Origin of the sequence: Acidovorax sp. SUPP3434 (assembly GCF_030159015.1) — a bacterium.
Taxonomy (GTDB): domain Bacteria; phylum Pseudomonadota; class Gammaproteobacteria; order Burkholderiales; family Burkholderiaceae_C; genus Paracidovorax.
The window spans coordinates 639807-660274 of record NZ_BQXL01000001.1; the positions used below are offsets into that span (position 1 = coordinate 639807).

Below are 20468 nucleotides of genomic sequence, written 5' to 3' on the forward strand. Positions count from 1 at the left end.
GGTTAATCCGGAGCAGTCTGGGTGGCATTGTTTCCTAAGATAGCGCTATCTTTCACAGGGTAAACAAGCATGCGGCGACCGATGCCGCTTTAGCGTGCAGCAAACCCGGCCCAGCCACCCGCGGTGCGGCTCCATGCCCCACCGCATTTCTTCGAATTCAATGGATAGCGCTATCTCAATGTTTCGCCCGCAGGCCATCGTCGTGATGGGCGTGTCGGGCTGCGGCAAATCCAGCGTCGGCGAGTCCTGCGCGCAGGCCCTGGGCTGGACGCTGCACGAAGGCGACGCCTACCATGCACCCGAGAGCATCGCCAAGATGCGCGCCGGCACGCCGCTGACCGATGCCGACCGCGCCGGCTGGCTCGGCCGCCTGGCCCGGTTGCTGGATTCCAGCGAAGGCGGGCAGGGCGTGGTGCTGACCTGCTCCGCGCTGCGCCGCAAATACCGCGACCGCCTGCGCGAAGCGCACCCGGCGCTCGGCTTCGTCTTCCTGAAGCTGGGCTATGACGAAGCGCTGGTGCGCGTGCAGTCGCGGCCCGGCCACTTCTTTTCGCCCGCCCTGGTGGCCGACCAGTTCGCCACGCTGGAATCGCCCGAGGGCGAACCTGGTGTGCTGACGCTCGATGCCACGCAGCCCATCGCCACGCTGGTGCAGGACGCAGTGGCCTGGGTGCGCGGCCCCGAGGCTTTCACCCCCGAGAAAACAGGCCGCGACACAGCGGCAGGAGACAACGCATGAGCAGTCCGCAGCCGCCGACGAGGGATCTGGCCGCCCCGTCCGCCCCGTCTTCTTCCCCGCACGCGCCACCCCGCCGCAAGCCGGCGCTGCAGCGGCTGGCCGAGCTGTTCATGGTGCTGGCGCTCGCCGGCATGGTGGTGGCGGTGTTCGTCAACGTGGTGCTGCGCTATGTGTTCCACACCAGCATCGTGTCGTACGAAGAGGTCTCGCGCCTGCTGTTCGTGTGGCTGGTGGCGGTGGGCTCCATCGTCGCGGCCTTCGAAGGCAAGCACCTGGGCTTCGACATGCTCACCTCGCGCGTGAAGGGCGGGGCGCGCAAGGGCCTGTTCTGGCTGAGCCAGTTGCTCGTGGCGGTGTGCATGGTGCTGCTGCTGAAGGGCTCCTGGGAGCAGGTGGTGGCCGGCATGAGCAGCTACAGCACGGTGCTCGGCTACCCGCTGGCGCTGGCCGCAGCCGCCACGCTGGTGCTGGCGGCCGGCCTGCTGGTGGCCCTGGTGTTCGACCTGCTGCGCGGCGAGCCGCCCACGCCGGCCGACCCGGCGGGTGACATCGAATAAGGGGCCGGACATGATCGTGACCGCGATTTTTCTGCTGGTGCTCATCGGCGGCATGGTGATCGGCATGCCGATCGCCCACGCGCTGGTGCTGACGGGCGTGGCCCTGATGTGGCATCTGGACTTCTTCGACTCGCAGCTGCTCGCGCAGAACCTGCAGGCCGGCTTCGACAACTTTCCGCTGCTGGCGGTGCCCTTCTTCATCCTGGCGGGCGAGCTGATGAATGCGGGCGGGCTGTCGCGCCGCATCATCGACCTGGCGCGCGCCTTCGTGGGGCACATCCGCGGGGGACTGGGCTTCGTGGCCATCGGCGCCGCGGTGCTGCTGGCCTCGATGAGCGGCTCGGCCATCGCCGACACCGCGGCCCTGGCCACCATCCTGCTGCCGATGATGCGCCAGCAGAACTACCCGCCCAGCTACAGCGCGGGCCTGCTGGCATCGGGCGGCATCATCGCGCCGATCATTCCGCCGTCGATGCCGTTCGTGATCTACGGGGTGACGACCAACACCTCCATCAGCAAGCTGTTCCTGGCGGGGGTGTTTCCGGGCCTGATGATGGGAATCTTCCTGGTTCTGGCCTGGTGGTGGATCGCCCGCAAGCACCAGCTGCCGTCCATGGAGCGCGTGGAATGGGGTGCGCGCATGAAGGCGCTGGTCCACAGCTTCTGGGCCATGATGATGCCGGTCATCATCCTGGGCGGGCTCAAGGGCGGCATCTTCACGCCGACCGAAGCCGCCGTGGTGGCCGCGGTCTACGCCCTGTTCGTGTCGATGTTCGTGTACCGCGAACTCACCTGGGCCCAGTTGTACGAGGTGTTCCTGGCGGCGGGCAAGACCACCGCCGTGGTGATGTTCCTGTGCGGCGCAGCCACCGTGACGGCCTACATGATCACCCTGGCCGACCTGCCCGCCATGCTGGCGGACAGCTTCTCCGGCGTGATGGGAAATCCCATCGTGTTCATGGCGCTGATGATGCTGTTCCTGCTCGTCGTGGGCACGGCCATGGACCTGACGCCCACCATCCTGATCTTCGGGCCGGTGTGCCTGCCGCTGGCGGTGAAGGCCGGCATCGATCCGGTGTACTTCGGCTTCATGTTCATCTATGTGGGATCGCTCGGCCTCATCACGCCGCCGGTCGGCACGGTGCAGAACGTGGTGGCGGGGGTGGGCGGTCTGCGCATGGAGACCGTCATCAAGGGCACCACGCCGTTCCTGCTGATGTACGTGGTGCTGCTGGTGCTGTTCGTGCTGTTCCCGGTGCTGATCACCGGCCCGCTGCGCTGGCTGCACTGAGCCGCCGCCGGCCCCGATTTCCGATGGTTTCGTTTTCCCCCCTTTCTTCAGCGCTTTCAATACAAGGAGACAAGCATGCGCATCCGTTTCGCTCTCGCCGGCCTGGTGGCCGCACTGGTGGCCGCCGGGGCCGCCCAGGCACAGGACTTCAAGCCGCGCCTCGTGCGCTTCGGCTATGGCTTGGTCGACGATTCCAACCAGGGCCGCGCGGCGCGCCTGTTCGCGCAGGAGGTCGAGAAGGCCTCCGGCGGGAAGATGAAGGTGCGCACCATCGGCAACGCCGCCCTGGGCTCCGACACCCAGATGCAGCAGGCGCTGATCGGCGGCGCGCAGGAGATGATGGTGGGCTCCACCGCGACGCTGGTGGGCATCGTGCCCGAGATGGCGGTGTGGGACACGCCGTTCCTCTTCAACAACGTGAAGGAGGCCGACACGGTGCTCGACGGCCCGGTCGGCGAAAAGGTCAAGGCCAAGCTGGAGCCCAAGGGCATGGTCGGGCTGGTCTACTGGGAGAACGGCTTTCGCAACCTCACCAACAGCAAGCGCCCCGTCAACAAGCTGGAAGACCTGGGCGACATCAAGCTGCGCGTGATGCAGAACAACGTGTTCCTGGACAGCTTCAAGGCCCTGGGTGCCAACGCCGTGCCGCTGCCGTTCTCGGAACTGTTCACCGCACTGGAAACGCGTGCGGTCGATGGCCAGGAGAACCCGTTCAACACGGTGGTGTCCAGCAAGTTCTACGAAGTGCAGAAGTACCTCACGGTAACAAACCACGTGTACAGCCCGTGGATCGTCACCGTGAGCAAGAAGTGGTGGGACACCCTCTCCGCCGCCGAAAAGAAGGTGCTGCAGGACGCCGCCGTCAAGAGCCGCGACTTCGAACGCAAGGACACGCGCGAAGAAGCCGCCAAGGCCCTGGCCGACCTCAAGACCAAGGGCATGCAGGTCAACGAGCTGCCCGGCTCGGAAGCCAACCGCATGCGCGAGAAGCTCGCCAGCGTGAACACCGGCATCGCCAAATCGGTCGGCCAGGAAACCTGGGACGCGGTGAACGCGGCCGTCAAGCAGGCGCGCGGCGCGCAGTAACCCGGCACGCATGGGTTCGCCCCGCGGCCACGGGCCGGGGTGGGCCGACACATGCCCTTTGCCTACAGACGGAGCGGCCTGCGGGTTTACCATGGGCGCTCCGCCAGCCCGTTGCCAACACCCGCCAGCATGCCCATCCACGACATCGTTGAAGCCGTTACCCGGCGCATCCGCGAGCGCAGCGCGCCCACCCGCGCCGCCTACCTTGCCCAGCTCGAAGCCCATGCCCACCGCGACCGCGGCGCCGACCGACTGGGTTGCGCCAACGTGGCGCATGCCTTCGCCGGCATGCCCGGCAACGACAAGCTGCGCGTGGTGGCCCAGAAGGCACCCAACGTCGGCATCGTCAATGCCTACAACGACATGCTCTCGGCCCACGCGCCGCTGAAGCACTACCCCGATCTGATCAAGGACGAAGTCCGAAAGCACGGCGCTACCGCGCAGGTCGCCGGCGGGGTGCCCGCCATGTGCGACGGCGTCACGCAGGGCACGCCCGGCATGGAGCTGAGCCTGTTCAGCCGCGACGTGATCGCCATGGCCACGGCGGTGTCCCTGAGCCATGACGTGTTCGACGCTGCGCTCATGCTGGGCGTGTGCGACAAGATCGTGCCCGGCCTGCTCATCGGCGCGCTGCAGTTCGGCCACCTGCCCACCGTCTTCGTGCCGGCCGGGCCCATGACCTCCGGCCTGTCGAACAACGCCAAGGCCAAGGTGCGCGAGCAGGCCGCGCAAGGCCTGGTGGGCCGCGCCGAACTGCTGGCCGCCGAATCCGCCGCCTACCACAGCGAAGGCACCTGCACGTTCTACGGCACCGCCAACAGCAACCAGATGCTGCTGGAAGCCATGGGCCTGCACGTGCCCGGCACCGCCTTCATCAACCCCGGCCAGGTGCTGCGGCAGGAGTTGACCCGCGAGGCCGCACGCACCGTGCTCGGTCTCGCGTGCCCGCCCATCGGCAAGGTCATCGACGAGCGCGCCATCGTCAACGCCATGTGTGCCTTGCTCGCCACGGGCGGCTCCACCAACCACCTCATCCACTGGGTGGCCGTGGCGCGTGCGGCCGGCATCGTCATCGACTGGGACGACTTCGCCGCGCTGTCGCACGCCGTGCCGCTGCTGGCCCGCGTGTACCCCAACGGCAGCGCCGACGTGAACCAGTTCCAGACCGCGGGCGGCCCGGGCTACGTGCTGCGCGAACTGCTCGATGCCGGCCTGATGCACGAAGACGTGCTCACCGTGCGGCCCGGCGGCATCCGCGAATACACCCGGCTGCCCCATGGCGACGCCGAAGGGCGCCTGGGCTGGACCGACATCGGCGCCAGCGGCGACGACGGCGTGCTGCGCCCGGCCACCGCGCCGTTCAGCGCCACCGGCGGCCTCAAGCTGCTGCAGGGCAACCTGGGGCGCAGCGTGATCAAGGTCTCTGCCGTGCCGGAAGACCGCCACGTGGTCGAGGCGCCCGCCGCCGTGTTCGGCTCGCAGGCCGAACTGCAGGCCGCCTTCCAGGCCGGGCAGTTGGACCGCGACGTGATCTGCGTGGTGCGTTGGCAAGGGCCGCAGGCCAACGGCATGCCCGAGCTGCACAAGCTGACCCCACCCCTGGCCGTGCTGCAAGGCAAGGGCTACCGCGTGGCGCTGGTGACCGATGGCCGCATGAGCGGCGCATCGGGCAAGGTGCCCGCCGCCATCCACGTCTCGCCCGAAGCCAACGCCGGCGGCGCGCTGGCGCGGGTGCAGGACGGCGACGTCATCCGGCTGGACGCCGTGGAAGGCACGCTCGACGTGCTGGTCGATGCCGCCACCTGGCAGGCCCGCACGCCCGCCGTGCTGCCGCCCGCACAGGCCGAAGACAACGCCCACGGCTGGGGCCGTGAACTGTTTGCCGGATTCCGGCGCAACGCGCTCAGCGCAGAAGAGGGAGCCTGCTCGTGGCTGTGAACGACGACGACACCAACCAACAGAACCACGGCAACGCGGCCTTCACCGCCGTGCAGGTCATGCGCGACGCGCCGGTCATTCCGGTCATCGTGCTGAACGATGTGGCCCACGCCGTGCCCATGGCCCGCGCCCTGGTGGCTGGCGGCATCCGCATGCTGGAGGTGACGCTGCGCACCCCGCAGGCCCTGGCCTGCATGGAAGCCATCGCCCGCGACGTGCCCGAAGCGGTGGTCGGCGCCGGCACCGTGCGCAGCGCGGCCGACGCCCAGGCCGCCGCCCGCGCCGGGGCCCGCTTCGCGGTGAGCCCGGGCTTCACCCCCGCGGTCGGCCGCGCCTGCCGCGACCTGGGGCTGCCGCTGCTGCCCGGCGTGGCAACGGGCAGCGAGATCATGATGGCGCAGGAAGAAGGCTTCCACGCGCTGAAGTTCTTCCCCGCCGTTCAGGCCGGTGGCCTGTCCATGCTCAAGGCGTGGCAGGGGCCGTTCGGCGATGTGGTCTTCTGCCCCACGGGCGGGATCCAGCCGGGCAATGCGGCGGAGTTTCTGGCGCTGGGGAATGTGGCCTGCGTGGGCGGGTCGTGGCTGGTGCCAGGGGATGCGCTGGCGCAAGGGGATTGGGCGAGGGTGACCGAGTTGGCGCGGGGGGCCGTGGCGCTGCGCGCGAAGGTTTGAGTCGAAGGGGCTGCTGGCGCTGATGGGTGAGTGCTGGCCGCTGTGCCAAACAGTCGGTGGTTTGCGGTTGTTTTTGATCGCCTTGGCACCCCCTTATCTGGCAAACAATTGCTACTACCACTACAGCGACCGGCCGGGAGCTAGCAATTGCCACGGCTTCTGACTAACTGGTTTAGGCTGGGTGCAGCGGGTTAGGCTAGGCCGCGCGACTGATGGCAGTCGCCGCCACCGGACATTGGCCGACGTGCACGTCGAGTGACGACGGCGTGAGCTTGGGAAGCCGCGTCACGAGTTGTGGTTGCGTCCTCTGCGAGCATATGACGCGAACCGCGCCCGTAACGCCGCCAAGCGATCGACGCTGGCAATGTCAATGGGTTGGTTCCTCGTCAGACTGTTGATGACTCGCAGCGTCGCGATCAGAGATGTGGAGCGGGCGACGGGAGTCCAATGCTCGTTACCAATTCGAAAAACTGGAGTAACGACCGCTGTATAACGTCCGTTGCGATGCAGAGAAACCTATCCCGCTTCTTGCCCCCTCGCGAGCACGTACGTTCATCCAAGCGCTGAACAGGTTAAGCAATCAAACGCCTAGATTGATTGCTTCCATTGCTACTTGCCGTAATAGTCAGTGCGCAGTTGATTCACTGCACCTGCTATCTTTTCGGAACTATTCGCAACCGCTGCGTCAATAAGCCTTTTCGCCTTCACACTAAAATTCAGCCTAGACAGATTAAACTCTTGAACAAGGCGCATAAGTCGGGCCTTCGGTTTTTCGTAGGAGAGCTTATCAAGCATCCTTGCATCGCTCGGAAGGCACTCATTGAAATAATACTCCCAACGATCTCCGGTGAACCCATTCAAAACAGCCGAGGCATCTGACTGTGCGGCATTGCAGATTCCGTAAGGATTTCCCAAATACACACACAACACCGCTGTCGCGCAAACGGGGAATGCGGGGATAGGAATCGTCGTGCCAAGCGCTCTTAGTTCTTTAACCGGGCCTGGTTCATTATAGAAATTGTTAAGGCCCTCGTGAGCCTCAATTAGCTTTTCAGCCGCCTTAAGGAACGTATGCGAGCGCACGTTCTCAGGGACAAAATCAAAGCCCTGCACCTTCAACAACGCACTTTTCAGTCCTGCTGAAGCTACCTGAGCGCCGGAGCTATATGCAGACGAGTACGAAGTTCCGATGCGCCACTTCTCATTCTCGTGCAGAGTCGGCCATATTAGTGGCAGCACAACATTCAGATTAGCCAGGGCATTCTCCAACTGCGCGCCCTTGCTTGAATGCGCCAAATTCAACAAAATCTCTAACGTGATCTTCCTAAAGAAATAGGGCGAAATCAGAAGATTTTGTATGTCATTCGAATCCGACTTGAATACCTGCCTTTCTAGGGACGACCTAAATTCTGCAAATTGAGTTGATACCTCAACCTTCTGTTTCCCGAGAATATTCTTGACACAGGCTTTTAGCGCTTGAATCGCCTCGGCAGGCTCCATTGCATCCTCAGGGTCGGCATCGTTGCCTTCCATGTCCACGAAATGCGATATCTGTTCGAACGAGTGACGCAGTCGCATGGCCTCAGTAGAGGAAACTACGCCAAATTCTTGTGCGAGCATGATCGCTTCAGAATGTGAAATTGCTGCTGTAGGGTTCGTGCTCTCGTCAAAGTCACCTTTGCCGAGGATTTCCCCCAAGAAGCGCATCCCCACTTTGGCAAGGTCTCGTTTAAGAGCTGCCATCGCCTTTGTCCAGACGAAATTCATGGTCATCTCGTAGCTTCCCGAGTTAAAGCCACTGACAATCTGATTTCTGTCCTTTTGACTAAGCTGCGAGGCGTATTCAATTATTGCCGAAGGGGTCGTAGCCGTAGCCGGCAAGGCCAGCGTGTCTTTGGCGGACCAGAGTGCCACTGATTTATTCGACATTGTTACCCCCATCAAATCTTGTCCAGCCATCCTGCGATTGCATAAAAACGCAGGCCAATTGCTTTCCAACCTTCGAAGCAAGAGCTTCAAAAGCGCGCGTGCGCGCACCGCCGATTACGACCTTTCCGGCCACCTTATTTGGCGACGCAATGAAGCAATTGTATGCAATCAACCGCGCGGAACTGTCAAATACAGTAATCCCATCAGAGGAGATCATGCCCTTGATTAGTGCTGCGTTTGCGTTCAACACATGCTCCGCCTCGGCGTCACCGTTTCGTAGTTTTCGAACTGCATCACTCACGTCAATTGGTTGTTGCAATACAACTCCATCAGCCAAGAAAGAGGGCACTTTGGAGCTTTTGAGCGCAACAACAATCGCGCCATGGCATGCATTGAGTGCCAGCCTGACCGTCTTTTCCAAATAGGTCGTCGTAGACTCTCTAATATCTTCGCTGACCTTAGAGCAGATTTGGGAAACCAAGTCCTTCGCATTTGCATGAGGCAGTGGCGATGTGGCGGGGCGATCACTGAGGAGCATGCTATAGACGTCCCCTCTATGGTTGCGAATCTCAATACATCCTGATGCCGTTCTTAGCAATCGAACAAGGTTTATTGTTTTTCGAGGTTCGGTGAATAATGTTTGCTCTACGGGAATGCTTAGGGGGCCAAGCGAACCGCGAAAGACGCCGAACATATAATCATCCAGACCTCTTGCTACATAAATGCACCACCCGCCGATCGCCAAAGGGGAGCATTTCTTGACGGCTTCAGCAATCGCTTTCGATGGTTCCTTCTGTCTTCCTATTTGCAATACCTCTTTGACTGGCAAAAGCTTCAGTGTTTCATCAAGAGAATCACAAAGAAATATCTCCGGTATAAGGACAACACCCTCTTCACGTAGGTCTGCTAGCGTGACTACGAGAGACGTCAAAACTTGGGGCGAAGCGAAATTCTGCATCTCGCATCGCTCGGCGAAATCGACCAGATTGCCTTGAAGGTATTCGCGTAGTGACTTGGTGACTATGGGCATTGGAAGTTCGGCCTAAGAAACTTTGCACAATCTTGCCTAGTATCGCAGTTTGGCCCGCTTCACATCTTTATCGCGACGCTGCGCGTCATCAATAGTCTGACGAGGAGTCAATCCATCGACGTTGCCAACGTGACAGGCGCGGATCGCGTCATGTGCTCACAGGACGCAACTACAGCTCGTGACGCGGCTTCCCAAGCTCACGCTTTGGGGCTCGGTCCGCCCCACTGCCATCGTTCGCGCTTTTTCAGGTCAAGGTGGCGTAGTGGCCGCAGTTGAACCCCAAACCGTGAATTGGGCGCACATCGGCGTGCGACCGTAACCGATGCACAGCCGACACCCACACGTCAAAGCTGAAAAGCGGTAGTGGGCTTAACCCCTCGTATTGCTCGAGACCGCTCCCCCGCGTGAATTCCACCTCAACGCACGCACAAATGCTCCGCCAAGTGGCCCAACAAACTATCCACCTTCGGCAGCAGCCGTTTGCTGCGCGGCCAGACGATGTGCAGCGGTAACCCCTCCAGATCGTATTCCGGCAGGATCGGCACCAGCTGCCCCGCACGCAGCGCATCCCCCGCCAGCCAGGTCGCCAGTTGCGCGACACCCAGGCCCGCCACCACGGAGTCGAGTTGCGCCTCCCCATCGCCCACGACGATGCGGCTGTCCACCGCGCGCCGCTCGGTCGGGCCGGCTCCCTGGGAAATGAGCCAGGGGCTGGCCGTTCCGTCCGCGCGGCCGTAGGTGATCGCGTCGTGCGAGGACAGCAGGTCTTCCAGCGTGGCGGGCACGCCCTTGCGCTGCAGATAGGCGGGTGAGGCGCAGAAGATCAGGCGCTCCTTGCCGAGGAACCGGTGCCCCAGGTTGGCGGGCCAGGTGTCGGCGCCGCCGATGCGCACGGCGACGTCGATGCCGTCATCCACCACGTCCACGAAGCGGTCGGTGAACGAGACGTGCAATTGCACCGCGGGGTGATCCGCCGCAAAGGCCATGAGCCAGGCCATAACCTGGCGGCGACCGAAGGTGGCGGGCACGTCCACGCGCAGGCGGCCGGATGGCTCGGCGGTGTCGGATGCCAGCACGCGTTCGGCCGATTCGATGTCTTCCAGCACGCGCAGGCAGACCCGGTGGAAGGCGGTGCCGGCGTCGGTCAACTGCAGCTGGCGGGTGGTGCGCTCGAACAGCCGGGTGCTCAGCCGCGCTTCCAGCCGTGCGATGGATTTTCCGACGGCGGAACCGGTGAGGTTCAGCCGGTCTGCCGCGGCCGCGAAGCTGCCGGCGGCGGCGACGGCGACAAACACGTCAATGCCTTTGAGGCGTTCCGAGCTGTTCACGATGGCGGGGCACTCCGAGGGTCGATTGCAGAATTTTTCTCCATTGAATCAGGAAAAAGCATCCAACAGAAGAAACCCTGGATTGAATAAGCTGGTGGATCAGCCAGAAGAAGGCTTTGCCCATTCCCATTCCTATGCCCACGCTCGCCACAGAACCCCTCACCACCGAACCCACCGGCACGAAAGCCGGGGCATCGTCCATCGTCGTCCTGGCGGTGGCCGCGTTCGTGATTGTCACCACCGAATTCCTGATGGTGGGGTTGCTGCCGGCATTGGCCCGGGACCTGGGCGTGTCCGTTTCCACGGCCGGCCAGTTGGTGACGCTCTTTGCCGTGGTGGTGATGCTGTGCGGGCCGGCGCTGACGGCGTGGCTGGGCCACATCGAGCGCAAGCGCCTGTTCGTGGCGGTGCTGGTGCTTTTTGCCGTGTCGAATGCTGTCGCGGCGATGGCGCCCAATCTCTGGGTTTTGGCGATCGCGCGCATCGTGCCGGCCCTGGCCTTGCCCGTGTTCTGGGGCACGGCCAGCGAGACCGCCGCGCAACTGGCCGGGCCGCAGCGGGCGGGGAGGGCGGTGTCGACGGTCTACCTGGGCATCTCGGGCGCCATGCTGTTCGGCATTCCGCTGGGCACCCTGGCCGGCGATGCGGTGGGGTGGCGCGCTGCCTTCTGGATCCTGGCGGCCCTGTCGCTGTCTGTGGCCGCGCTCCTTCAGGTGGGCATGCCCCGCATGAAAGCCGGCCAGCGCGTGGGCTTGGCGGCGCAGGCACGCCTGCTGCGCCATCCGGCGTTCATTGCCAATGCGGTGCTGTCCGTGGTGGTGTTCACCGCGATGTTCACCGGCTATACCTATCTGGCCGAGCTGCTGGAGCAGGTGGCGCAGGTGCCGTCATCGCAGGTGGGCTGGTGGCTGATGGGCTTTGGCGCGGTGGGTTTGATCGGCAACTGGCTGGGCGGCCTGTGGGTGGATCGCAGGCCCCTGGCGACGACGGCCGCGTTCAGCGCGATGCTGGCGGTGGGCATGGTGGCGGTCGTGTGGTTGGCGCGGCAGCCTATTGGGTTGGTCGCCGCGCTGGCGGTCTGGGGCGTGGCCAACACGGCGCTCTATCCGATCTGCCAGCTGCGGGTGATGAAGTCGGCGCCGGATGCGCAGGCGCTGGCCGGGACGGTCAACGTGTCGGCGGCCAATGGCGGGATTGCGCTGGGCGCCATGCTGGGGGGCGCCAGCATTTCGCTCTGGGGTGTGGGCAGCGTGGCGCTGGCTGGCGCGGTGGTGGCCGTGGCGGCCGTGGCGGCATGCCCGTGGGTGGCACGGTTGGCCCGCAAGGGACAGGCTTAGCCGTTGGAGCCAAAGCCAGGCCTGCCCGCGCGGACGGGCGGGCAGGGGCCGATGGGCCAAGAAAGCGGATCAAGCCGCCCGCCCGCTCGGTCGTTTTTCGATTCAGGTCAAATCGGTGCCCAGCGCATGTTTCACTAAGGCATTTCGCTATCAAAAATATAGCGATTGACCCGCCATCAGCGCAAGCCGTTTCCCGCGCCCACGTCGTTCTTGCGTTCGATCAGTTCGATCTTGTAGCCATCGGGGTCGGTGACGAATGCGATCACCGTCGTGCCGCCCTTGACCGGGCCCGCCTCGCGCGTGACGTTGCCGCCGGCGGCCTTGATCTTTTCGCAGGCCGCATAGGCGTCCGGCACACCCAGGGCGATGTGGCCGTAGGCCGTGCCCAGGTCGTAGCTTTCGGTGCCCCAGTTGTAGGTCAGCTCGATCTCGGCCTGGCCGGGGTTGCCGCCGTCGAAGCCCAGAAAGGCCAGCGAGTATTTGTACTCGGGGTTCTCGGACTGGCGCAGCAGTTGCATGCCCAGGACCTTGGTATAGAAATCAATCGAGCGCTGGAGGTTGCCAACGCGCAGCATCGTGTGGAGGAATCTCATGCCCGCGATTGTGCCGGCAACTCGAAGACCAGGCACGTCGTCGTGGCGTGGGCATAGAGGGTGCCGTCCGGGCCCAGCAGCCGGGCGTCGGCAGTGGCCAGCTGGCGGCCGCAGTGGATCACGCGGCCTTCGGCGCGAACGCGCGGCACCTTGGGTGTGAGGGCCTTGACGATGTTCACGCTCAACTCGGCGGTCGTGTAGCCGCGCCCTGGCGGCATGCGCGTGTGCACCGCACAGCCCAGGGCCGAGTCGAGCAGGGTGGCGAACCAGCCGCCATGCACGGTACCCATGGGGTTGAGGTGCGCCGCGCCCGGCGTGCCCTGGAAGACGGCCGAACCATCGCCCGCCTCGATGAGCAGAAAGTCCAGCGTCTGCGCGATGGGCGGGTAGGGCAGGTGGCCCGCCAGCATGGACTGCATGACCTCCAGCCCGCTCTTGCCGGCCACCTGCGCGGGGGTTGCAACGCCAGCACCCGGCCCGGCGTGCAGGCGCTCCATCACCGCCTGTTCCTGCGCCAGCCACTGCGCCAGGGCTTCATCCTTCGACATGGCATCTCCTTCGATTGCATCTGCAATTGTTGTAGATACAATCATATGCCATGAACGCACACCAGAAGCCACGAGGCTGTACGAACCTCAAGCTGCGCCAGGTCACCCGCCTGGTCACGCAGCACTACGACACCGAGGTCGGCAAGACCGGGCTGAAGACCACGCAGTATTCGCTGCTCTCGCACATCCAGAGCCTGGGCCCCGTTCGGCTGGGCGATCTGGCGCGCGCCATGCGCATGGATGCGTCCACGCTCACCCGCAACCTCCGGCCGCTGCAGGAGGCCGGTTGGGTGGAGGCCATGGCCGGCGAAGATGCGCGCAGCCGCAGCGTGCAGCTCACCGACGGCGGCCACGCCAAGCGCCTGGAGGCCCAGCGCCATTGGCGCGTGGCCCAGGAGGCGCTGAACGAGCGGCTCGGCATGGCGCACGTGGCCGCGCTGCACGACCTGCTGGACGAAACGGTGCGCCTGCTGGATGCCGGCGCGGCCGCTGGCCTGCAGCCCTGATCGGTTTCGCCCGCACGGCCTTCCCCGCTTCTTCTCCCCACATCTTCTTCACCCAAAGGCCCACCCATGCTGTCCCGATCCGCCGCCCGCTGGCTGCAGCGCCATGGCATCCACTACGGCTGGCTGGTGGCCGGCATCACTTTCCTGACCATGCTGACGATGTCAGCCGCGCTGGGCCTGCCGGGCGCCATGCTGCAGCCGCTGTCCAGGGAGTTCGGCTGGACGACGGACCAGATTTCGACGGCGCTGGCACTGCGCTTTGCGCTGTTCGGCTTGATGGGGCCGTTCGCCGCCGTACTGATGGAGCGTTGGGGCCTGCGGGCGGTGATGTGCGTGGGCCTTGCCCTGGTCGGCACCGGCATGGCACTGGTCACGCTGGCCAGCCAGTTGTGGCAGTTGTTCGTTCTCTGGAGCCTGCTGCTGGGCCTGGGCACCGGCCTCACGGCGCTGGTCCTCGGCGCCGTGGTGGCCAACCGCTGGTTCCTCGCACGGCGCGGCCTGGTCGTCGGGCTGCTGACGGCCAGCGCCGCCACGGGGCAACTGGCTTTCCTGCCCTTCGCGGCCTGGATGATCGAGCACTGGGGTTGGCGCTCCGCCATCGCGCCGATCTTCATCGCCTGCGCGGTGGTGGGCGTTCTGGCGCTCGCCTTCGTGCGCAACCGCCCCTCGGACCTGGGTCTGGCCCCCTATGCCGAACCGGCGCCGGCAGCAGCGGCAACGCCACCGCCGCCCGCCATGGCGATGAACTTCGCCACGCCGTTCAGGGCGCTGGCCGAAGCATCGCGCAGCGGCACGTTCTGGATACTGTTCGCCACCTTCTTCATCTGCGGCTTGTCCACCAACGGGCTCCTGCAGACCCACTTCATTTCGCTGTGCGCCGACAACGGCATGGGCGCCGTGCCCGCCGCATCGGTGCTGGCGATGATGGGTGCCTTCGATTTCGTCGGCACGGTTTTATCGGGCTTGCTTTCCGATCGGTACGACAACCGCAAGCTGCTGTTCTGGTACTACGGCCTGCGTGGCCTGTCGCTGTTCTGGCTGCCGCATTCCGAATTCACCTTCTACGGGCTGGGCCTGTTCGCCATGTTCTACGGCCTGGACTGGATTGCCACGGTGCCTCCCACCGTCAAGCTGGCCGGCGCCACCTTCGGCCCGCAAAAGGTCGGACTCGTCTTCGGATGGGTCTTTGCAGCCCACCAGATCGGCGCCGCCGTGGCGGCCTGGGGCGCCGGCCTCACGCGCACGCTGCTGCTCACCTACTCGCCGGCCCTGTATGCAGCGGGCGCCGCGTGCCTGGTGGCGGCAGGGCTGGTGCTGCTGATCCAGCGGCCCCATCGCGCGGCACAGCCCGGGGCACGGCCGGCCTGAGTGCCGCGATGCCCAGGCCGCTGGCGGCGCGCATGCCGCCGCGGCTCAGCGCAGTGCAACGCCGGCAGTCCTGATGGCCTGCGCGTAGCGCGGCTGTTCGGCCTGCAAGCTGGCGGCGAGGTCGCCTGGGGAGCCACCGGCCACCTTGAAGCCTTGTGCCTCCAGTTGGGCCCGGACTTCCGGCGCCCGCAGCACCGTCTGGATATCGCGGTTGATCTTGGCCACGATGGCCGGCGGCGTGCCGGCCGGCACGAAGTACCCCTGCCAGCTTTCCACCGAGAACCCCGGGGGGCCGCCCGCTTCTGCCACGGTCGGCACCTCGGGCAATGCGGGGGACCGGTAGCTGGTCGTCACGGCCAATGCGCGCAGCTTGCCCGCGCGCACGTGGTCGGTCACCGCGGCCAGCATGATGAGCGTGGCGTTGGTGTGCCCCGCCAGCACGTCCAGCGTCGCCGGGCCGCCGCCCGGGTAGGGAATGTAGTTGACCTTGGCGCCCGTCTCCTGCGAGAGGATCTCGTGCGCCACATGGGCGATGCCGCCATTGCCCGGCAGCCCCAGGCTGATGCTGTCGGGCTGCGCCCTGGCTCGGGCCAGGTACTCGGCAAGGCTGTGGATTCCCGTGGCGGGGTTCACCACCAGGATCTGCGGATTCACCACGGCCTTGATGACCGGCACGAAACTCCTTTGCGTGTCGTAAGGCAGATCGTGGAACAGCAGCGCGTTGAGCGTGAGGCCCTCGCCCTGCTGCAGCAGCGTGTATCCATCGGGTGCCGCCTTGGCCACCCGCCCCGCACCGATGGTGCCGCTGGCTCCCGCCACGTTCTCCACGATCACGCTCTGCCCCCAAAGGGTGCCCAGCTTGTCGGCCAGGGTGCGGGTGAGTTTGTCGGCGCTGCCGCCGGGTGCCACGGGCACGACGATGCGCACGGGCTTGGCGGGAAACCCGGCCGCCGCGTCCGGCGCGGCATGCGATCGGGCGGAATAGAGAAAGATGGCGGCAGGGATGGCGGCCAGCGCGAGCGCTGCGGTGGCGGCGCTGAAAAGCGTTCGTCGGTGTCTGGACATGGCGATGCAATGGCGGGAGGAAAGCTGGGAATGCCCCGAGCCTAGGCATCGCGCCCCGCAGCCCCAACGAAGGTTTCTGGATATCGATAGAGGGTTTGCGTGCCCGGCGCGCCCCAGCCCGATGCATGCATATGGATAGCCGGATTCGTTCGTTGGCGCGCAGGCTGCCGGTGCGTACGGTGTGCCCTGTCTTTCCCGGAGATCACCCATGACCCAGACCCACGTTTCCCTCGATTTCAGCGGCAGCGACGTTGCAAGCCGCCGTGCTGCCGCAGTGAGTGGCTTCATCGCCACGGCACGCCGCCTGGTGCCCGACCCCGGCAATGCCACGCCGGACCAATTGCGCGCAGTGGCCGCAGCGCTGGAACACCTCGGACTGCAGCGCGACCTGTTTCCATCGGCCCACTTCCCGGTGTCGCCCGACAACCCCGCGCAGGTTTACCGGCTGAGCGAAGAGCTGGGCGGCCGGTATGCGCTGTATGTGTCTGCCGGCTTGCCCGGCAAGGCCCAGCCTCCGCACGACCACACCACCTGGGCCCTGATCGCGGGCGTGTCGGGCAACGAGCGCAATGCGTTCTATCGGCGGGATGCCACGGCCGACGCCGCGCGCGATGCCCTCACCCTGGAGCGCACGGTGGACGTGGTGCCGGGCGTGTCGGTGGTGCTGTCGCCCACCGACGTGCACACCATCGAACTCGTGGGCGACGAACCTGGCCTGCACCTGCACTTCTACGGCCGAGCGCTGGACCGCATGCCCGAGCGTGTGGTGTTCGAGAGCCACGCGGGCGGCACCTATCGAACCTTCGGTCCACCCAAATCCATCCGACACCCCACGGTCACGCCGCAGGACCTGAAAGCCGCTCTGTCGGACGGCGACGAGATCGCCGTGCTCGACGTGCGGGAAACCGGGGTGTTCTCCCACCGCCATCTCCTGTTTGCCGCATCGGCGCCCCTGTGGCGGCTGGAGTTGCTCATCGACCGGCTCGTGCCGCGCCCAAGCACGCGCATCGTGCTGGTGGATGGCGACGAAACCTTGTCGCACGAGGCCGCCGCCAAGCTCGTGCGCCTGGGATGGCGCAACGTTTCCGTCCTGGCCGGAGGCACCGACGGCTGGGCCGCAGCGGGCTTCGAGATTTTCAGCGGCACCAACGTGCCCAGCAAGGCGTTCGGTGAAGTCATCGAGCATGAAAAGCAGACGCCGTGGATCAGCTCCGACGACCTGCAGGCACGCGTGGAGCGTGGCGACAACATCGTGGTGGTGGACAGCCGCACGCCGGAGGAGTTCGCGGCCTTCAGCCTGCCGTTCGCGCGCAGTCTGCCAGGTGCCGAACTGGTGTACCGCATCGGCGAGATCGCGCCCGATCCTGAAACCTTCGTGGTGGTGAACTGCGCCGGCCGCACGCGCAGCATCGTTGGCGCGCAGACGCTGATCGATGCGGGCATTCCCAATCGCGTGGCCTCGCTGCGCAATGGCACCATGGATTGGCTGTTGACGGGCCGCACGCTGGCGCACGGGCGTGGCGCCGATTTTCCCGAACCCGCTCCCGCCACGCTGGCCGCCGCGCGAGAGCGCGCCGCCGCCGTGGCGCAGCGGGCCGGCGTGCAGCGCATCGGCGAAGCCGAACTGTCGCGCTTCGAGGCCGAGGCGCAAGAGCGCACGCTCTACCGCTTCGATGTACGCACCCGCGAGGAGTACGAGGGCGGACATCTCGAAGGCTGGCGCTGGGCGCCAGGGGGACAACTGGTGCAGGCCACGGACGAGTACGCCGCCACGCGACGCGCCCGCATCGTGCTGGCCGACTGGGACGGTGTGCGCGCCCTGACCACCGGCGCCTGGCTGGCCCAACTGGGTGGCTACGAGGTGTCCGTGTTCACGCCGCCCGCGTTACCGACCCTGGCAACGGGCAGCGAGCCGGTGCGGGTGCTGTCGTCTCATGCTGCGGTCGCCCTGGTGTCGCCACAGCAAGCGGATGCGCTGGCACGCGCCGGCAATGCCGTGTTGTTCGACGTGGACCGCCGAGCGGCGTTCGAACGGCAGCACATCGAAGGCGCACGGTTTGCGGTGCCCGACCGCCTCGCCGCCTTCGTGGTGGATCTGCCGCAGGCGAGCACCGTGGTGCTCACCTCACCCGACGGTGTATTGGCCCGCACCGTCGCCGCCGAACTGGCGGCACGCACCGGGCGTGATGTGCGCGCCCTGGCGGGAGGCACGCGCGCCTGGGCGGCCGCGGGCCTGGGCGTGGCGCAGGGCGACGCCGGCGTGCTGACCGGGGACGACGACCACTGGTACAGCCCCTACGCACACAGCGACCTCCAACGGCGTGACGACGGCTTCAACGCGTATCTGGAATGGGAACTCGGCTTGGTGGCCCAACTGGAGCGCGAAGGCGCAACCGGCATCCGCCTGCTGCCAGCGGACACCACTGCTTGAGCCGGCCCGCCCGCCCGCGCGGCAAGGGCGGGGTCGGATGCGCTCGCCGTGTCGGCATTAGACCCTTGGCTCCGCCGGCCGTGCGGCGTGGCAAGGGCGGAGGAGCAAGCCGGCTGCCGGCTCTCATCGCATCATCGATCCGTCGACGAAGCCCGCCAGGGCCAGGGGCGCCAGATCACGCGGCGGCCAGGCGATCGCGCGCGGCCACACGGGCGAAAGCCTGGTCCAGGTCCGCGATCAGGTCTGCCGGATCTTCCAGCCCGATGTGCAAGCGCACCACGGGCTGCGTGCCCGTCCAAACGCTGTGCTCCCTCAGCCGCTCGGGCGACGCCACCAAGGCCAGGCTCTCATAGCCGCCCCAGGATGCGCCGATGCCGAAGTGGTGCAGTGCATCCACGAACGTATCGGCCGCGCGTGCCTCCACGCCATCCTCGAAAGCGACCGACACCAGGCCGCTGGCCCCGCTGAAGTCGCGCTTCCAGAGCGCATGGCCGGGGTGGGAAGGCAATGCGGGGTAGAAGACGCGGCTCACCTGGGGGTGTGTCTCCAGCCATTGCGCCACCTGCGTGGCATGGCGCTGGTGCTGTGCCAGGCGCACGGGCAAGGTGCGCACGCCGCGCAGCGCCAGGTAGGCATCGTCCGCACCGATGGTGAGGCCCAGCGCTTCATAGGCCGTGGAGATCTTCTCTGTCCACTCGGGAGAGTCGGTGACGACAACCCCCTGCATGACGTCGGAATGCCCCGCGATGTACTTGGTGGCGGCCTGGATGGAGAGGTTGGCACCGAGTTTCAAGGGCTGGTAGAACCAGCCGCCGCTCCAGGTGTTGTCGGTGGCTATGGGAATGCCATGCTGCCGTGCCACGGCCGACAGGGCGGGCAGGTCCAGCACTTCGTAGAGCAGGGAACTGGGCGACTCCACATAGACGAGCCTGGTTTCCCGCCGGATCTTGGCGGCCCAGTCGTTTTTTGAAGGTGAGAAATACTCCAGGGTGATACCCAGGCGCTGCAGCAGCGTGGCATCGACGCGCCGCACGGGCGAGTACACGCTGTCTGACACCAGCGCATGGTCGCCCGGGGACAGCAGGGCCACCAGTACCAAGGTGATTGCAGCCAGGCCCGATGGCGCGAGGAACGCCCGGTGCCCGCCTTCCAGCGCGGTCACGGCGTCTTCCAGCGCGCGGTGGGTGTCCATCCCGTGCCGGCCGTACGAGGCCAGGCGCTCGCCGGCCGCACGGCGACGGTGGTGGTCGGCATGGGCAGCGGCGTTCTCGAAGCGCACGGTACTGGTACGCACCACGGGCACGTTCACCGGCCCGGACCCGCCGCGCAGCGGCGGGGCGCCTGCATGCAGAAGTCGGGTGGCGGCACCCAGCTCGCGGATGTCCTTCGCGCCGCTCATAGGACGGCCTCGCTCGGGCAGAAATAAGCGGCGTTGTAGTTCTTCACCTCGCCGGTTTCCGGGTCGATGGCGACGCGGCCCGTGAGCGTCTCCAGCGGCCGGCCGTAGAGGTGGAAATGCAGGGTCGGCTCGGTACCCACCACGGCAATGCTGTGGATGTCGTCGGGCAGGAAGGCAATGGAGGCGCCGGGCTGCACCGTGAATTCGCCAGCGAGGTGGATTTGCGCGCGCGCGGGGTCGCTGCGGTCGTCGGTGCGTTCGTACAGGCGGTTCACTTCCTGGCCCTGCACGGCCACGATCACCGCCCAGGTCGTGTGGTCATGGGGCGCGGTGGTCTTCCCGGGATTGATGGAGTTCAGGTACAGCGCCAGGCCGGCATCGCCATCCTCCGGGTTGAGGCGGTAGCGCGTGGAGGCGCCCACGCCATGGGTGTCGGCAGGTGGAGGAAAGTCGGCGCGGCTGAACAACGCCTTGTGGGAAGCCAGCGCTTCCAGCCGGGCGGTGATGGCGGCCAGCGTGGCACGGTCGGGCGTACCCTGCGCCGTGAGATGGCGCACGTCGGCCAGCGTGGCATCGACGGCCTGCCGGCGTTGCGCCGCGATCGGGGTGGGATTGGATGTGCTCATGGTCGTTTCCGTGGGGTGAGCCGCTG

The 20468-nt window shown here is 65.9% G+C and carries 18 protein-coding genes; 10 read left to right on the forward strand and 8 right to left on the reverse strand.

From position 1 onward, the window contains the following. Positions 1-160 precede the first annotated feature (160 nt). From AVKW3434_RS02875 to eda, 6 genes are all read left to right on the forward strand, one after another. A complete protein-coding gene (locus AVKW3434_RS02875; protein WP_502869016.1) occupies positions 161-739 on the forward strand; it encodes a gluconokinase in 579 nt (192 codons plus the stop codon). Next, positions 736-1296 (forward strand): TRAP transporter small permease, encoded by a 561-nt coding sequence (locus AVKW3434_RS02880; protein WP_502869017.1) that lies wholly within the window; start codon positions 736-738, stop codon positions 1294-1296. The genes AVKW3434_RS02875 and AVKW3434_RS02880 overlap by 4 nt, the downstream gene beginning before the upstream one ends. A gap of 10 nt (positions 1297-1306) precedes the next feature. Further along, on the forward strand, positions 1307-2587 hold the full coding sequence (locus AVKW3434_RS02885) for a TRAP transporter large permease (protein ID WP_284404211.1): 1281 nt from the start codon (positions 1307-1309) through the stop codon (positions 2585-2587). A gap of 75 nt (positions 2588-2662) precedes the next feature. After that, positions 2663-3673: a TRAP transporter substrate-binding protein gene (locus tag AVKW3434_RS02890; protein WP_284404213.1), complete on the forward strand. Its 1011-nt coding sequence runs from the start codon at positions 2663-2665 to the stop codon at positions 3671-3673. Between the two features lie 129 nt (positions 3674-3802). Further along, positions 3803-5611: a phosphogluconate dehydratase gene (gene edd / locus AVKW3434_RS02895; protein WP_284404215.1), complete on the forward strand. Its 1809-nt coding sequence runs from the start codon at positions 3803-3805 to the stop codon at positions 5609-5611. Beyond that, the gene (eda, locus tag AVKW3434_RS02900) at positions 5608-6282 is read left to right on the forward strand and encodes a bifunctional 4-hydroxy-2-oxoglutarate aldolase/2-dehydro-3-deoxy-phosphogluconate aldolase (protein WP_284404603.1); all 675 of its coding nucleotides are present in this window, start codon (positions 5608-5610) and stop codon (positions 6280-6282) included. Before edd ends, eda begins: the two co-directional genes overlap by 4 nt. A gap of 609 nt (positions 6283-6891) precedes the next feature. On the opposite strand, the gene AVKW3434_RS02905 is transcribed toward eda, so the two are convergent. The 3 genes from AVKW3434_RS02905 to AVKW3434_RS02915 all read right to left on the reverse strand — a co-directional run bounded on the left by AVKW3434_RS02905 (position 6892) and on the right by AVKW3434_RS02915 (position 10536). Continuing rightward, positions 6892-8241, reverse strand: a complete 1350-nt coding sequence (locus tag AVKW3434_RS02905) for a hypothetical protein (RefSeq protein ID WP_284404217.1) — start codon at positions 8239-8241, stop codon at positions 6892-6894. Continuing rightward, on the reverse strand, positions 8201-9241 hold the full coding sequence (locus AVKW3434_RS02910) for a hypothetical protein (RefSeq protein WP_284404219.1): 1041 nt from the start codon (positions 9239-9241) through the stop codon (positions 8201-8203). The genes AVKW3434_RS02905 and AVKW3434_RS02910 overlap by 41 nt, the downstream gene beginning before the upstream one ends. 416 nt (positions 9242-9657) lie before the next feature. Further along, on the reverse strand, positions 9658-10536 hold the full coding sequence (locus AVKW3434_RS02915) for a LysR family transcriptional regulator (protein ID WP_502869018.1): 879 nt from the start codon (positions 10534-10536) through the stop codon (positions 9658-9660). 167 nt (positions 10537-10703) lie between these two features. On the opposite strand from AVKW3434_RS02915, the gene AVKW3434_RS02920 reads away from it, so the two are divergent. Further along, the gene (locus AVKW3434_RS02920) at positions 10704-11906 is read left to right on the forward strand and encodes an MFS transporter (RefSeq protein WP_284404222.1); all 1203 of its coding nucleotides are present in this window, start codon (positions 10704-10706) and stop codon (positions 11904-11906) included. A 176-nt stretch (positions 11907-12082) separates the two neighbouring features. Here the strand turns inward: AVKW3434_RS02920 and gloA are convergent, their stop codons facing one another. Continuing rightward, complete coding sequence (gene gloA, locus AVKW3434_RS02925; protein WP_284404223.1) at positions 12083-12499, reverse strand: lactoylglutathione lyase; 417 nt, start codon at positions 12497-12499, stop codon at positions 12083-12085. Further along, positions 12496-13047 (reverse strand): PaaI family thioesterase, encoded by a 552-nt coding sequence (locus AVKW3434_RS02930; protein WP_284404225.1) that lies wholly within the window; start codon positions 13045-13047, stop codon positions 12496-12498. The genes gloA and AVKW3434_RS02930 overlap by 4 nt, the downstream gene beginning before the upstream one ends. Before the next feature lie 50 nt (positions 13048-13097). Between AVKW3434_RS02930 and AVKW3434_RS02935 the strand changes: the two genes are divergently transcribed. Next, positions 13098-13553: a MarR family winged helix-turn-helix transcriptional regulator gene (locus AVKW3434_RS02935; protein ID WP_284404227.1), complete on the forward strand. Its 456-nt coding sequence runs from the start codon at positions 13098-13100 to the stop codon at positions 13551-13553. A gap of 66 nt (positions 13554-13619) precedes the next feature. Next, positions 13620-14921: an MFS transporter gene (locus tag AVKW3434_RS02940; RefSeq protein WP_284404229.1), complete on the forward strand. Its 1302-nt coding sequence runs from the start codon at positions 13620-13622 to the stop codon at positions 14919-14921. A gap of 45 nt (positions 14922-14966) precedes the next feature. Here the strand turns inward: AVKW3434_RS02940 and AVKW3434_RS02945 are convergent, their stop codons facing one another. Next, positions 14967-15986: a tripartite tricarboxylate transporter substrate binding protein gene (locus AVKW3434_RS02945; protein WP_284404231.1), complete on the reverse strand. Its 1020-nt coding sequence runs from the start codon at positions 15984-15986 to the stop codon at positions 14967-14969. A gap of 208 nt (positions 15987-16194) precedes the next feature. Here AVKW3434_RS02945 and AVKW3434_RS02950 point away from each other — a divergent pair, with 208 nt between their 5' ends. Beyond that, a complete protein-coding gene (locus AVKW3434_RS02950; protein WP_284404233.1) occupies positions 16195-18417 on the forward strand; it encodes a rhodanese-like domain-containing protein in 2223 nt (740 codons plus the stop codon). A 175-nt stretch (positions 18418-18592) separates the two neighbouring features. Here AVKW3434_RS02950 and metC read toward each other — a convergent pair whose 3' ends face one another. Next, positions 18593-19816, reverse strand: coding sequence for a cystathionine beta-lyase (metC, locus tag AVKW3434_RS02955; protein ID WP_284404235.1), 1224 nt, complete (start codon positions 19814-19816; stop codon positions 18593-18595). Beyond that, on the reverse strand, positions 19813-20442 hold the full coding sequence (locus AVKW3434_RS02960) for a cysteine dioxygenase family protein (RefSeq protein WP_284404236.1): 630 nt from the start codon (positions 20440-20442) through the stop codon (positions 19813-19815). The genes metC and AVKW3434_RS02960 overlap by 4 nt, the downstream gene beginning before the upstream one ends. Between the last annotated feature and the right edge of the window lie 26 nt (positions 20443-20468).

Coding starts and splice junctions, on each gene's coding strand:
- metC (WP_284404235.1), bottom strand. CDS start 19,816: ATGAGCGGCGCGAAGGACATCCGCGAGCTGGGTGCCGCCACCCGACTT.
- AVKW3434_RS02935 (WP_284404227.1), top strand. CDS start 13,098: ATGAACGCACACCAGAAGCCACGAGGCTGTACGAACCTCAAGCTGCGC.
- AVKW3434_RS02905 (WP_284404217.1), bottom strand. CDS start 8,241: ATGGCTGGACAAGATTTGATGGGGGTAACAATGTCGAATAAATCAGTG.
- AVKW3434_RS02960 (WP_284404236.1), bottom strand. CDS start 20,442: ATGAGCACATCCAATCCCACCCCGATCGCGGCGCAACGCCGGCAGGCC.
- AVKW3434_RS02910 (WP_284404219.1), bottom strand. CDS start 9,241: ATGCCCATAGTCACCAAGTCACTACGCGAATACCTTCAAGGCAATCTG.
- AVKW3434_RS02875 (WP_502869016.1), top strand. CDS start 161: ATGGATAGCGCTATCTCAATGTTTCGCCCGCAGGCCATCGTCGTGATG.
- AVKW3434_RS02885 (WP_284404211.1), top strand. CDS start 1,307: ATGATCGTGACCGCGATTTTTCTGCTGGTGCTCATCGGCGGCATGGTG.
- AVKW3434_RS02950 (WP_284404233.1), top strand. CDS start 16,195: ATGACCCAGACCCACGTTTCCCTCGATTTCAGCGGCAGCGACGTTGCA.
- AVKW3434_RS02940 (WP_284404229.1), top strand. CDS start 13,620: ATGCTGTCCCGATCCGCCGCCCGCTGGCTGCAGCGCCATGGCATCCAC.
- AVKW3434_RS02945 (WP_284404231.1), bottom strand. CDS start 15,986: ATGTCCAGACACCGACGAACGCTTTTCAGCGCCGCCACCGCAGCGCTC.
- AVKW3434_RS02890 (WP_284404213.1), top strand. CDS start 2,663: ATGCGCATCCGTTTCGCTCTCGCCGGCCTGGTGGCCGCACTGGTGGCC.
- edd (WP_284404215.1), top strand. CDS start 3,803: ATGCCCATCCACGACATCGTTGAAGCCGTTACCCGGCGCATCCGCGAG.
- AVKW3434_RS02920 (WP_284404222.1), top strand. CDS start 10,704: ATGCCCACGCTCGCCACAGAACCCCTCACCACCGAACCCACCGGCACG.
- gloA (WP_284404223.1), bottom strand. CDS start 12,499: ATGAGATTCCTCCACACGATGCTGCGCGTTGGCAACCTCCAGCGCTCG.
- AVKW3434_RS02880 (WP_502869017.1), top strand. CDS start 736: ATGAGCAGTCCGCAGCCGCCGACGAGGGATCTGGCCGCCCCGTCCGCC.
- AVKW3434_RS02930 (WP_284404225.1), bottom strand. CDS start 13,047: ATGTCGAAGGATGAAGCCCTGGCGCAGTGGCTGGCGCAGGAACAGGCG.